The organism is Scytonema sp. PRP1 (genome assembly GCF_036697665.2).
In the GTDB taxonomy this organism is placed as follows: domain Bacteria; phylum Cyanobacteriota; class Cyanobacteriia; order Cyanobacteriales; family Nostocaceae; genus Kalymmatonema; species Kalymmatonema gypsitolerans.
Genome location: NZ_JBAHYJ020000084.1, coordinates 39003 through 53915 on the forward strand (window position 1 = coordinate 39003; position 14913 = coordinate 53915).

General features: G+C 43.6%; 7 protein-coding genes and 2 pseudogenes. All 9 read right to left on the minus strand.

What is annotated here, in order from left to right; all coding sequences use genetic code 11:
- Positions 1–92 precede the first annotated feature (92 nt).
- Positions 93–932 carry an aldo/keto reductase gene (locus V5G28_RS19515; RefSeq protein WP_332987842.1) on the minus strand — a complete coding sequence of 280 codons (840 nt, stop codon included), beginning with the start codon at positions 930–932 and terminating at the stop codon, positions 93–95.
- Between the two features lie 30 nt (positions 933–962).
- Positions 963–1526: a type 1 glutamine amidotransferase domain-containing protein gene (locus V5G28_RS19520; protein ID WP_096566508.1), complete on the minus strand. Its 564-nt coding sequence runs from the start codon at positions 1524–1526 to the stop codon at positions 963–965.
- Between the two features lie 54 nt (positions 1527–1580).
- Positions 1581–2759, minus strand: a complete 1179-nt coding sequence (locus V5G28_RS19525) for a zinc-dependent alcohol dehydrogenase (RefSeq protein ID WP_332987843.1) — start codon at positions 2757–2759, stop codon at positions 1581–1583.
- A 123-nt stretch (positions 2760–2882) separates the two neighbouring features.
- A complete protein-coding gene (locus V5G28_RS19530; RefSeq protein ID WP_332988134.1) occupies positions 2883–4052 on the minus strand; it encodes a zinc-dependent alcohol dehydrogenase in 1170 nt (389 codons plus the stop codon).
- A 93-nt stretch (positions 4053–4145) separates the two neighbouring features.
- A pseudogene (locus tag V5G28_RS19535) lies at positions 4146–4664 on the minus strand (SRPBCC family protein); the annotation flags it as partial.
- A 674-nt stretch (positions 4665–5338) separates the two neighbouring features.
- Positions 5339–10306, minus strand: coding sequence for a beta-ketoacyl synthase N-terminal-like domain-containing protein (locus V5G28_RS19540; protein WP_332987844.1), 4968 nt, complete (start codon positions 10304–10306; stop codon positions 5339–5341).
- 526 nt (positions 10307–10832) lie between these two features.
- Complete coding sequence (locus V5G28_RS19545; protein WP_332987845.1) at positions 10833–11363, minus strand: hypothetical protein; 531 nt, start codon at positions 11361–11363, stop codon at positions 10833–10835.
- Between the two features lie 717 nt (positions 11364–12080).
- The gene (locus tag V5G28_RS19550) at positions 12081–13571 is read right to left on the minus strand and encodes a serine/threonine-protein kinase (RefSeq protein ID WP_332987846.1); all 1491 of its coding nucleotides are present in this window, start codon (positions 13569–13571) and stop codon (positions 12081–12083) included.
- A gap of 374 nt (positions 13572–13945) precedes the next feature.
- A pseudogene (locus V5G28_RS19555) lies at positions 13946–14848 on the minus strand (cupin-like domain-containing protein).
- Positions 14849–14913: the final 65 nt, after the last annotated feature.

Below are 14913 nucleotides of genomic sequence, written 5' to 3' on the forward strand. Positions count from 1 at the left end.
GTAGGCGGCTAGGCAAAAAGCTCGGAAGTCTTCTCCATCAGCGCGGTGCCTTCAATTCATGGGCAGGCAGCCTGCAGGCGAGCCAATCAGGCTTACAGCATGGGAAGCACGCGGGGACGAGATCCGGTCGGGAAGGCTGCGTCGATTCGATCGAGTTCGGTTTGGGTCAGATTGAGTTCCCCGGCTCCCGCGTTTTCAGCGGCGTGTTCGGGGTTGGATGCTTTGGGGATTGCGAAGAGCGAGGAATGCCGCACCAGAAATCGGAGCGCGACTTGGCGAGGGGTGGCGTTATGGGCGGCGGCGATTTCCTGTAGTACGCGACCTGCGGTTGTGCGCGAGCTGGGAAAATCCCCATGACCGAACGGGCTGTATGCGACTACGGCGACCCCATGCTTCTCACACCAGGGGATCACAGCGTGTTCGATCGCTCTCTCTCTCAAATGGTAAAGGACTTGATTGCAGACCAGAGAACCCTCGCCAGCGATCTTCTGGACTGCTTCAAGGTCAGGCACATCGAAGTTGCTCACGCCCCAGCAGAGAATCTTCCCCTCGTGCTGAAGCTGCTCGAAGGCAGCGATCGTCTCCTCCAGTGGGTGTTGACCGCGCCAGTGCAACAGATAAGAGTCCAGCCGATCGGTATGAAGTCGAGCGAGCGATTTCTCGCAGGCTACGATCGTCCCTCTCCGAGAAGCATTTCCAGGAAGAACCTTGGAAACCAGGAAAACCTGATCGCGTCGTCCAGCTAGAGCCTCTGCGACCACCTCCTCGGCGCTGCCGTACATCTCCGCCGTGTCGATGTGGGTCATGCCGAGATCGAGTCCTTGGCGCAAAGCGGCGATCGCAGAGGCGCGGTCACCGTTGTCGATGTACCAGGTTCCTTGACCGATCGCTGCCACCTCGCGCTGCGTGGAACCAAATCGATGCTGTTCCATACCTGTCCTCCTGATTAACGCTCCGAGTCCTCACACTATCTGCCGTACCTGCCCTGCATGGCTGAACAGCTCGATCATTTCCCGGTTGAAGGCTGGGATGTCGTCTGGCTTGCGGCTCGACACGAGGTTGCTATCAACTACAACTTCCTGATCTACCCACTGGGCACCTGCGTTCTGGAGATCGGTCTTGAGCGACGGCCACGAGGTGAGCCGCCGTCCGCGCACCACATCTGCCTCGATCAGAGTCCAAGGTCCGTGGCAGATCACCGCTACCGGCTTGTCAGTATCGAAGAAGGACTTTATAAACTCGATCGCCTTAGCTTTAGTCCGAAGTTGATCTGGATTGGCAACACCACCGGGAAGCAGGAGGGCATCATAGTCGGCTGGATTTACTTTATCGAGGGGGACATCTACCGGGAAAAAATCCCCTTTGTCAAAATGGTTCCAGCCCTGAACTCGATCACTCTTAGGTGAAATGATGTGGGTTTGAGCACCTGCTGACTCAAGGGCTTGCTTGGGTTGAGCCATTTCAACTTGCTCAAAGCCATCTGTAACCAGAATGGCAACTTTCTTATTTGTGAGCTCTTCTGTCATCTCTACCTCCTAAAATGTTGGCTAGACTTGGTTTTTTTCAATTCTTGTGGGGTTTTAGGCAGCCTGACCTGGCTTGAGCACGATCTTGATACAGTTGTCCTTCTTGTGCTTGAAAATTTCGTAGCCGTGCGGTGCTTGTTCTAGCGGCAGACGATGGGTGATTACAAAAGATGGGTCGATATCGCCATTTTGGACGCGATCAAGTAACGGGCGCAAGTACCTATGAACGTGCGTTTGTCCCGTTTTAAATGTTAAGGCTTTGTTCATGGCAGCACCCATCGGTATCTTGTCTACAAAGCCGCCGTAAACACCAGGAATTGAAACAGTGCCACCTTTGCGACAGGCAACAATCACTTGCCTTAGGGCAGTGGGTCGGTCGGTTTCCATACGCACGGCTTGCTTTACCTGGTCGTAAAACGCATCAGGACCCGTACCGTGGGCTTCCATTCCCACAGCATCCATGCAAGCATCTGGACCGCGGCCACCGGTCATATCTTTGAGGGCTTCACCAACATCAACTTCCTCATAGTTAAGGACTTCTGCCTTGCCGTCTTTCGCCATCTGTAGGCGTTCGGGAACTCGATCAATAGCAATGACGCGCTCGGCACCTAGCATATATGCACTTCTAATGGCAAACTGTCCGACTGGACCGCAGCCCCAGATCGCTACAGTATCTCCTGGCTGGATATCGCAGTTTTCCGCTGCCATATAGCCAGTGGGGAAGATATCCGTCAGAAACAGGACTTGTTCGTCTGTTAGTCCATCAGGAATCTTGAATAAACCGACATCGGCAAAGGGAACGCGGGCATATTCAGCTTGACCTCCAGCATAGCCACCCATCATATGGGAGTAGCCGAAAAGACCAGATGGGGAATGACCCATCAGTTTTTCTGCCATCCAAGCGTTAGGGTTGGAGTTATCACACAACGACCATAAATCTTTTTGACAAAAGAAACAGGAGCCGCAGGAAATGGTAAAGGGGACGACAACGCGATCGCCTATCTTGACATTCTTGACAGCACTGCCTAGCTCAACGACTTCCCCCATGAATTCATGACCCAGGATATCGCCCTTTTGCATCGTGGGGATGTAACCGTCATAAAGATGTAAATCAGAACCGCAAATCGCTGTTGACGTGATTTTAACAATCGCATCACGCGGATTGATGATTTTTGGATCGGGTACTGTTTCAACCCGCACTTCGTTAGCGCCGTGCCAGCAAACTGCTCTCATTGAGTTGTTCTCCTTTTTTATTTCGCGCATTAGCCAGAGGCGAAGCGTTAGACGCAAAGGGTAAGAGATGACAAGCTTCCTTAGCGTCTTTGCACCTTGCCGCACCCCAAAATTTGCTTGAAATCAGGGTTTGAGTAAGACTTTGACGCAGTTGTCTTGTTTGTGTTTGAAAAGCTCAAAGCCGCGTGGTGCGTCTTCTAGACTGAGGCGATGTGAGAATACAGCAGATGGATCGACTTCGCCTTCGATGACGTGACCCAGCAACCGAGGCATATACTTTTGACCGTGCATTTGTCCCGTTTTGAGCGTCAAACCTTTGTTCATGAAAGCGCCCATCGGCATCTTGTCCACGAAGCCAGCATAAACGCCCATGACCGACAGAGTGCCACCCTTGCGACAAGCCAGAATCATTTGCCGCAACACATGAGGGCGATCGGTTTCCAGCCGTACTGCCTGCTTCGCTTCATCGTAGAATCCTTCCAGCCCGATCCCATGGGCTTCCATGCCACAGGCATCAATGCAAGCATCGGGACCGCGCCCGCCTGTCATTTCTTTCAGGGCTTCGCCCGCATCGACTTCCTCATAATTGATCGTTTCCGCTTTCGCGAAGTCCTTAGCCAGTTGCAAGCGGTAGGGAAAGCGATCGATGCCAATCACGCGCTCGGCACCGAGTAGATAGGCACTGACCATAGCGAACTGTCCGACTGGGCCACAACCCCAGACTGCTACGATGTCTCCAGGCTGAATATTACATAAATCTGCTCCCATGTAGCCGGTGGGAAAGGCATCGGTGATCGGCAGCAGTTTTTCATCGGGAATGTCTTGGGGAAGTTTGAGCGCGCCGAAATCAGCGAACGGCACGCGAACATATTCTGCATCGCCACCGGCATAGCCACCGAATAAATGGGAATAGCCATAAATTCCCGACGTACCAAAGCCAAACACCTTCTCCTGCATCCAAGCGTTGGGGTTGGAGTTATCGCATAGTGACCATAAATCTCGTTGGCAGAAGAAACACGAGCCGCAGCCGACCATGGAAGAGACAGCCACGCGATCACCCTTTTGCAATTGCTTGACTTCGCTACCAATTTCAACAACTTCCCCCATAAACTCGTGACCAAGAATGTCACCCGGTTGCATCGTCGGAATGTAGCCATCGTAGAGGTGCAAGTCAGAACCACAAATGGTTGTTGATGTCACTTTAAGGATGGCATCGCGCGGGTTGAGAATTTTTGGATCGGGAACTGTTTCGACCCGCACATCGTTAGCACCATGCCAGCAAGCTGCTTTCATAGTCATTAGTCCTTAGGTTATTGGTTATTAGTCGTTAGTCTTCTCATTAGTCCTTAGTCATTTGTCGTTAGCTAATAAACAAAGGACAAGTGACTATTTCCCTCTTGGTTGACCCTCTGTGGTGGCAATCTCGCCTGCTTCCATCATCATTTTGAAGCGGCGTAAATCATCTCCGATTTGCTGTTCTGGTTCTTCGCCGAAGAGTTTGGCAATGGTAGCTCCAATTGCTCCACCAGGCGGGTTATATTCCGTGACGACCTTTACCTCAGTACCGCGATCGCCGGGTGCTGGCTGGAAGCGGACAAAACCAGAGTTATCCACGTCTGCACCTTCAACTGAAGCCCAAGCAATCAATTCGTTTTCCCGATCTTCAATGATGTCTGCATCCCATTCAACAGTTACACCTAACACCCCACTGGTCGTCCAGTGCGTTCGCTTATTATTGTGTACTTTTACGTCTTTGAGATGCTTCATGAAGCGCGGCAAGTTCCCAAAGTTATGCCAAAAGCGGTAGAGTTCCTCTGCTGGTTTGTTAATCGTTACCGTCTTTTCAACTTTAATTGGTTGGCTCATGTCTATTATCTCCCGTGCTTGCTGTATGGTGTTTTGTTTATCGCAGTTTGGACAAACAAATTTGTCCAAACCCTAATACCAGGAGCGGAGAACAGTGTAGGATAAAAGCTTATTAGCGAGAGGCATGTAGAAGTCTCTTAAAAAGATTTACCCTTCGTATCAGCCTTCTAGACTACTAAAAAAATTAACTACTACAAATCAATACCTGAACCTTAAAGCTTTCAACTAAACCTAACCTCTAACTAAAGAATGAGATTGGTGTTAAGTTAGTTAGTTCTCGCTTGTATCTTGGCGTAATGCTAGGGAAGCTGTCACCTATTGCAATCTAGACATTCAAACATAACTAGACAAGTGTTTCACTCAAGGATTTTTAGATGCTTAACTTTGCCGAGAATGTCTTCTTTTAGGCAAAGTATACTGGGAGTAGGCTCCCCAGCATGAGGCTTTGACCTATGCTAATTCATCCCGCTTCACTTCCCTTTAAGGCAATGCACATAGTCCATTTCCTGTCAATGCGTAAGTCCTAAATCATTGCTGCCACTTCACGAAGAGAGCAGCTTCTTGGCAGAGGGGAACAGACGTTTGAATGTCACAGGCGCAGAGCACGCAGAGAATTTCTTAATCTCCTCTGCGTGCTTTGTAAGCGGCGTGTGAGTTTTCATGTTGGAACAACCAACCGTAGAGATTTTACGCAACGCCTGTAGGACTTGCGTTTAGTTATGTAAGTGTCCATTCTGCGATGGCAAGGATTTGTCAAAAGACAAACCATAACTACGCAAAACTTCTAACTGCTCAGACATGAGCTGTAGCTGTTGTTTGATAATTTTTTCCACCAATGCCTTAGATGGTGTTCCTCCTTCATCGCCATGAACTGACGCAACAGGTTTAGAACCATTGCTATTCACATTTGCATTGCCATTGTCAACCGTATTTTCAGAATCAATCCAGTAACGTTTTCTTTGAAACGCATAAGTAGGAAGTGGCAGTAGCTGACGCGAATCATCGCCTTCAAATCCTGTCCAGTCAATATCGACTCCTTGCAGATACAATACTGATAAGCTTTCCAGCAATGTTTGCCAATTATCGGACTTTGCAGTCAAAGAAGGTAACCAAACAGCATTTTCTACTTGCTGGCAGCGTTTGCCTAGACTACAGAGAACTGGTTTGGAACCAATTTCTACAAAGAATTCGTAACCCTCTGCCAACAAGGTATTTAACCCTGCCATAAATTTTACAGCTTCACGGGTGTGGCATCGCCAATATTTGGCATCGGGTACAACTCCTGAAGGCAGCCAAGTTCCAGTCACATTGGAAATTAAGGGAATGCGCGGAGCTTGGAATTGTACTCGACTTGTGGTTTGCTCAAAAGCATCTAGCATTTCGTCCATCAAAGGAGAATGGAAGGCGTGAGATACTTTTAAGCGTCGAGTCTCAATTCCTTGGGCTTCGAGTTTAGCGATGACTGCCTCAATTGCTGCGACGGTACCAGAGATGGTGATATTATCAGGAGCGTTAACTGCAGAGATGGTAACTTCTTGGCTGTAAGATTCAATCGCCGCTTGTACTTGAGCCTCATTGCCAAATACCGCAGCCATCGCACCCATTGACTTGATTCCTTGCATCAAGCGCGATCGCTCGGCAACTAGCTTGAGTCCTTCTTCCAGTGTAAAGACTCCAGCTATGCAAGCTGCGACATATTCACCGAAACTGTGACCAATGACGGCTGTTGGTTCTACACCCCAAGATTTCCACAACTGCACCAGAGCGTATTCTACAGCAAATATCGCTGGTTGGGTGTAAGCAGTTTCATCGATGTAGCTACTTTCGGTTTCGGCTTGAGGATACAAAACCGACAGCAGAGGTTTATCTAGATAAGACCGCAAAATTTTATCGCATTGGTCAATGCAAGCGCGGAAGGTCGGCTGAGTTTCATAAAGTTGGCGACCCATATTTACATATTGGGAACCCTGACCTGTGAACAAAAAGGCGATTTTGGGATGCTTTTTACCACCAATTTTACCGCTTACCAACTGAGACATTTTTTTACCAGCAGCGTAAGCACCAAGTACCGTTTGTAATTCCAGGTTAGATTTCGCGATCGCAACTAAGCGATGATCGAAATGCGATCGCCCGGTATTGGCTGTGAAACAAATATCTGGTAATGATGCCTCAGGGTTATTACCAAGATAATTCTCATAACGTTGTGCTAAATCGCGCAAAGCATTTTCACTTTTAGCGGATAGCGTGAGAAGATGCACCTGCCTATCGCTTGCCGTTTCTTTTTGACTTGCTTCGGGTGCTTCTTCTAAAATCACATGAGCATTGGTACCACCAAAACCAAAAGAAGATACACCAGCCAAGCGTTGTTTATTGCCTCTATTCCAAGGCACAACTGTACTAGGGATGGACAAGTTTGTGCCAGCAAAAGAAATGTGGGGGTTAACTTGTTTGAGGTGCAAATGGGGTGGAATTTCCTCGTGATGTAGCGATAGGACAGTTTTAATTAAACCAGCCATTCCTGCTGCTGCTTCCAAATGTCCAATATTGGTTTTGACAGAACCAATAACACAAGGTTGCTCAGACAAACGTCCTTCCATAAGGACTGCTTTGAGGGAGTTTACCTCGATAGGGTCGCCTAAAAAGGTTCCAGTACCATGCGCTTCAACGTAGCTAATTTCACTCGGTGACACACCAGCATTTTGCATTGCTTGGCGAATCACTGCTTGTTGGGCTAGTCCATTGGGTGCTGTAAGTCCGTTGCTGCGTCCGTCTTGATTAATTGCTGAACCTTTAATAACTGCAAGGATATTATCTCCATCGCGTTGAGCATCGCAAAGACGTTTGAGAACCACGACACCGCAACCTTCTCCCCGTACATAACCATCAGCATCGGCATCAAAAGTTTTACAACGACCATCGCTAGACATCATCCCAGCTTGGGAAAATGTAATAGTCAACTGTGGGGTGAGAATTAAATTTACACCAGCAGCTAAAGCAAGTTCGCATTCTCCCTGACGCAGACTTTGACAAGCTTGGTGAAGTGCAACTAAGGATGAAGAACAAGCTGTATCTACTGCCCAACTCGGACCACGCAAATCTAACAAATAGGAGATACGGTTAGCGGCGATGCTAAAAGCGTTACCTGTACCTGTATAAGCATCGAATCCAGCAACTTGTTTGGATAGCAACTGAGAGTAATCAAAATTACTAATTCCAACAAATACACCCGTATTGCTTCCTGCTAACTTATCTGGTGCATAAGCTGCATTTTCGAGCGCTTCCCAGCTAACTTCTAATAATAATCGCTGTTGCGGGTCGAGAGACTCTGCTTCGCGTGGAGAAATTCCAAAAAATTGCCCGTCAAATTTATCTACTTGTTCTAAAAAGCCACCCCAACGAGTATTCATTTTACCTGGTGTAGCGCGGTTTGAGTCATAGAAAGTATTCGCATCCCATCGCTGTTGCGGGACTTCGCTAATCGCATCGACACCACGGCGTAGTAATTGCCAAAAGGCTTCTGGATTATCAGCACCAGGGAAACGGCAACCAATACCAACGATCGCAATCGCATTATTTTCTTTTTGTTCTTTTTGTTGCTGCGATACGACCTTTTGTTGTGGAACTCCACCGCCTAAATGTTGTGCTAAAGCTGCGATTGAAGGATAATCATACAACAGAGTCGGTGAAAGTTCGCGTCCCAACCATTCCTGCAATTCTCCCGAAATTCTCACTGCTGCCAAGGAACCCAGACCGTATTGTGCGAGAGGTTCGTTAATATTGATTTCTTGGGAGGAAATTTGCAATTGTTCAGTGACTTTGGTAACTAACCAAGCTGCGATCGCTTCGGTGTTTGCTGTCTCAATTTGGGTTTGTTCTAACTGCGGTGCGATTGATTCCACATTTTCTAATTTAGTTTTGTTGTGAGAATCAGCACTCCAAATAGCAACCACGTCGAGAGTACCAGCTTCAAACTCAGCCCGACAGGTACTGCGCCGTACTTTACCGGAAGAAGTTTTCGGTAAACTATTCGTTTTAATCAAAACAATGGCATGAGTTTGCAAATCATGGTGTTCGGCTACGGCTTTACGAATTGCTCCTATGACTTCATCAGCGTTAAGCTTGCGGAGGTGACTGCGTTCGACTTCTTGGACAATCACCAACTTTTCACCAGTTTTGATTTCGACTGCAAAGGCTGCACCACCAGCAGGACGTAGTGCAGGGTGACTATTTTCCACAGTGAATTCAATATCTTGAGGATAATGGTTGCGACCCATGATGATAATTAAATCTTTGAGGCGACCAGTGATAAACAACTCACCATCGTGTAAAAAGCCTAAATCCCCAGTCCGCAGAAAAGGACCAGTTTTATTGTCTGCAAGGTACGCTTGAAAAGTATTTTTCGTTTGTTCGGGACGATTCCAGTAACCTTGAGCGATACTATCGCCTGCTACCCAAACTTCTCCCACCTGTTCATCTGGACAAGGCAGAAATGATTCGGGGTTGACAATCAGCACTTTTTGGTCTGGGCTACTTTTACCACAACCAACAATCGCTTTGCCACCATCAGAAGCAGTAGTATATATGACTTGGTTTTGTTCCAAAGCTGTGGGTTGAATATGACGAACAATTGGAGCCTCAGATTTCAAACCCCCAGATACAATTAAAGTTGTTTCCGCCATTCCATAGCAAGGATAGAATGCTGAGTGACGGAAACCGCAAGGAGCAAAAGTTTCGGCAAAACGTTCCATTGTTTCGGCACGTATCGGTTCTGCACCTGTAAACGCAACTTCCCAACGACTTAAATCAAGAGTTGCTAGTTGTTCCGGGGTAATTTGGCGACAAGCAAGGTCATAAGCAAAATTTGGACCTCCACTGGTCGTTGCTTTGTAATTAGAAATTGCCTGCAACCAACGGAAAGGCTTTTGGAGAAAAGCAACTGGTGGCATGAGAATGCAAGGTCTACCAAGATACAATGGCTGGAGCAAATTCCCAATTAATCCCATGTCATGGTATAAGGGCAACCAACCTACAACAATAGTTTCCTTGGTATGGTCAAAAGCCCTCAAAATCATTTGCTCATTGTGCAATAGATTACCATGACTCACCATCACCCCTTTTGGAGTTCCCGTAGAACCCGAAGTGTACTGGAGAAAAGCCAAAGTATCACTGTTTATATTTGGATGCTGCCAATCTACGGCTATGTCAGTGTTAATATTATCGGTTGTTAACCAGGGTATTGCAGCCAATGTATTATTTTCAGCCAATTGAACCGCCATGGTTGTTAATTCGGATGCTGTAGTCAGTGCTACCACTGCTGAAGCATCTGATACAATCGCCTGTAGCCTAGACATTTTTTGATTGCGTCGGGGTGGATAAGCAGGAACCGCGACAAAGCCAGCATATAAACAACCAAAAAAGGCAGCGGTAAATTCTAGTCCAGGTGGATATAGTAACAAAGCCCGCGAACCTGGTACTCCGTGTTGAAGAAGTTGAGTGGCGATCGCCCGTGCTTTTTTATCTAATTCTTGATAACTTAGATTAACGCTTTCTGTTTCTCCATCAAGAAGAAAAGTATAAGCTGTTTGTTCAGTTTGATTTTGCGCTCTGTAGGTTAAAAGTTCTACTAAAGTAGAAAATTTAACATCATTGTTATTGGTAAAATCGTTTAAATTAGCAATCATTTGATGTTTCCTCAGAAAAGATAAAGTACTTGGCAGAATCTGTTATTAACAGTTATTAAGTATCCGCATTATTAGTTTCATCATTGGCGGAAACACCACACCAATTGGTGGAAGGCGTTAATCCACACCATACGCTTGATAACTGCGGCTGGTACTGTTCACTGGTTTAATATTCCGAAAAGTTGCTTTGAATAATCGCAACTGCGGGATGTATGCGATGGATTTAGTGCGTTCTTGTGTTTAATACCAGTCGTATGCCAAATTTTATGCAGTAAGTAAGCTGGCAAGAAAAAATTAAACTATGTAAAGAAAAGTAAATCTTGGAAACTAGCTTGTAGTAAGCGCTTATTACATACCTTTAATTATCTACACCGACCTACTTAAGTAAGTTGGCTAAAATCTTGCACCTGTTACAACAGTGAGGAGGCTCAGCCTCCAAACCCTTGTTACCAGGTTGAACCTGGTAACGAGATATTAGAGCCTCTGGCTCACAATTAACTAGTCACAGCGCCCACACCAATCAGAACTATGCCGACTGAACAAACACTTGCATTTGTTCTAACAATGCATCTACATCTTTTTGTAGTTGCTGCAAATCTTGTTCATGGTTCACGGTCCAAGTATGTATTGCATCCAAGCTTGCATTTAAAAAAGCATTGCGACAAGCATGATAGTCAATCTTACCAGTAGAGTCTTTTGGAATACTACCTGCCTTTAAAAACACCACAGTATAAATTTGCAGTTCATGTTCTTCTAAAACTGCAGAACGGATGGCTTTAATGACTTCATCCGCATTAAAAATACGTGAATAGGCTCTCTTCACCTCCTGAAGAACGACTAACCGTTCTTGATAATTAACTTCTACAGAAAAGACCACTCCAGCGCTTGGTTTTAAGGATGGATGGCTCTGCTTCACAGTTGTTTCAATAGCTTGAGTATGATAGTTGTGACCTCGAATACTAATTACTACATTGACCAATTGTTGGTTTAGGTTACTTTTATCAACAAGGTTTTGTACTTCTTGTTGCTGAGAATTAACCAATACTAAATGATTCATTTCTCCGTCCTCCGTTGTAAAATTAAGGTAAATAGACTTAAAGATTCAGATAAGCTATAACTCACTTCAAGCAACTATAAGAAAACTCTTCAATAAAATTTTATTTTTTATTTATTATATAAAATAAAAGATAAAACTATTAAAGGTGATATCCATAAAACTTGATAGTGCAATCACTTATAAAAGATTCGCGTTCTCTGTAGAGACGCGCCATGGCGCATCTCTACATTGTGGTCGTGATAAGGGTTCTGGTCTTATCTGAACCGTATGGACTTATAAAGCGTCAAATCTTTCTAGCAATGTTATACTGTGTCACCCAATATTTTTATTGCTTTTATAATATATTACGGTTCACTTCTGGAAAATTATGCACTTGTCTGGTGATTTTTCAGAAAAAATTGGGAGAAAATTAAAAATGTTAGCAAATCTAGTAATTCTATTTAATTTGTAAAAATCCATCGGCTCAGGTTTCCGGCTTCTTCGGTAAAGTCAGGAATTTGGCTGTTCACGAAGGCGAGTGCGTGCCGCAGGCATAAACTCTTCGTGTGCCCGTAGAGCTTATGATTTAGGATTGCTATAGAATACATTATTTATCAATAATTAAGGAATTAAAAGTCAAAAATAATACTGTAAGCAAAGCGCTTCCACAAAAAAATGTAACTTATGAATTATTATTGATTTATTTCAAATAAACCGATTGGAAACCTCTAATAAATATTACTCAGTTTTTTGTATAAGAAGCAAATTTGATTGAATTATGTTATAAGTATCCTCTTGAAATTGCTTTGACGTTAATTTATCAGGAATTTCTGCTGCTAAGATTTCGATGAGTTGCGATGGTGAACAATCTGGAAAAACCGCTAATACTTCATTAATAATTAAACTTGCCATTGGTCCAATAAACTTAGTGAGTTCTTGCTGAATAAGTTTTAAAAGCTCCAAATTCCTATTTACAGAAGAATTTTCCATAAAAACCTGTATGTTATGATTTATAGAGTTGTTGTTATTAACAGAAGTGTTAGATACTGCTATTTTAGTAAGTATTTTCATCAAAACATCGCTAATTTTTGCCGCTATTAATGGAGTTTTCATCAAAACATGAGGAGAAGACTCGATAGGAACAGTTGATTCTTGTTGTATATACTCTGCCAAATCTAAGTTGATATACATAGGTGTTTGTGGATGAATGTCGCCATTTGTAGCATTTTCTTGTCTAAGTTCTCGTTCTAATTTTTGTAAAATTAATAATTCTTCTAATGCTTTCTTAGTTTTTTTTTCTTGTTTTTGCTTTTGGAAACTTTTAATTCCTTGTATTCGAGGTATAAATGTAAAACGAGGTAAAACAGGTGAATGACTGTGTAGGTTATTCAAGAAAACAAGAATTTCTTTAGCTGAATGGAAGCGCTCATTTGGTACTTCTGCCAGCATTTTTTCTAAAATGAGCGCAAAATCCTCAGAGATATTGACTTGAGAACGCCATTGCCAATTTAGTGATTCATCTAAGAGAGAAAGTGGCATTTTACCCGTTAAAAGAACCACTGCACAAACACCAAGTGCATAGAGATCGCTAGAAGGATAGGATTGTCCTAAACGTAGCTGTTCAGGTGGAGAATAGCCAATCTTCCCGACTACTGATTTGCGAATTGAGTTATAAAAATTTAGAGAATCAGGAGACATAATCTGGGTACAATTCTCTTGAACTACCCCAAAATCAATCAGCACGGGTTTAGATTGATTATGAGGTAACATGATATTCTCTAGTGAAATATCTCTGTGAATTATTTGGCGATCGTGGAGATATTCTAAAACTGGTAATATATCCATTAACCATGTTCTCACTTCTATTTCAGAAAATGGCTCACCTTTCTGTAGCATGCGATCGGATAAAATTTCTGAATAAGTTTTGCCGTCAATATATTCCTGAACGATAAAGATTCGTTGGTTATCCGTAAACCAAGCTAAAAATTTGGGAATTTGAGGATGCTCAATTTGGTATAAAACTTTTGCTTCACGCTCGAATAACTCCTTGCATTTACGGAGGTTTTCTTCTTTTGATGTTGTTGGTACAAACTCTTTCAAAACACAAACTTCATTAAATCGCTCATTGTCGAATGCTAGGTAAGTTCGTCCAAATCCTCCCTTACCAAGAAATTTATGAATCTGATAGCGGCTGTGTATTACAGTTCTTGGCTCAATTTCTGAAATCATTTGTTTTACATCATTGATTTGAATAAACAGCAGTTTGTGTTTAATAGTGTTAAAACTCAGCAATTATGCAGAAATTTGGCTATGTATAAGTAAGTAGGCGAGAAAAAATCGAACTATGTAAAGGAAAGTAAAGCTTGGGAACTAGCTCGTAATAAGCGCTTTAGCGCCTACTACATGCTTTGCAATAGTGAGGAGGCTCAGCCTCCAAACCCTCGTTACCAGGTTCAACCTGGTAACGAGATATTAGAGCCTCTGGCTCTTGTTGAGAATGGTGAGTAAGCGAGAAAGCAGGCGGGTTTCCCACGCCCAGGGGACTGGCGAACCCGAAGGGTGCAAGATGTGAGTCAACCTACTGTGACAGAGTTTATTCAGAGTCAAGTTTTATTTGAACTTATTATTTTTAACTTTTTCTTGACTTCAGATTTAATTAGATGAGGAATGACATGAGGTGCTATTTGCAAAAATGTTGATAAGAATCCTTTCTGCGCAATCAAGTCTTTGATACTTGGAGGATACCAAAAAGTTAATGAGATATTTTCTTCTATCGCTGTAACATGATGCCACCATAAAGGCGGAATGTAGAGTATTTCTCCAGCTTCAAGAATAACCTCAATTTTGTCTTGCCAAGGAAATTTAGGGTAAGATTCTAAGTCAGGCTTAGCAGGATTTACTTTACTCCAAGCAACTGTAGTCCAAGCAGAGGAAGAGCCATTATCTCCAATAGGTGGATAAAATGATAGATAATTTGAAGGTGGATATAAAATGAATTTTTTTCGTCCACGGATTTGTGCAAAAATGTTATGTACATCATCAAAGTGAAGGTAAGTAGTTGAAGTAGATTTTTTGTTAGAGAACACAAAAAAGAAATACATTATTTTTAGGTTTTTCGTGAAGTATTTTGGAAGAAGTATATCTTTAATGAGTTCAGGAAAGTACTTCTGGAAATCCAGAGGAGCTATTTAGTACGATATATTACCATCCTTTTGATTCCCATTAACCACATCAAGATAATCTTTAAGTTTCATTTCTTTGAGATGGTCAAAATCGTTATAATCAAAATTGCAATTCTGAAAAAAAGTTTTGTTGTAAGCTTCAACAGGAACAAGATTATCTCCACAAGTACTTATTAGATAATCATTCGACCACTTTTTATAAGCGTCCCATTGGTTAGCAACACCATTAATAATAAACGCTTGACCTTGTTTCTGCAGATTCAAGTATTCCTGCTTGCTGGGATTGTGAATTCTTGTGATTGAATTGTTTAGTGTAGATGTCATTAAAAATATCTCCTAAAATCAAAGTTAATGTTTGTTTAGATTGAAAAAAGGAAACTTTTTTGGTG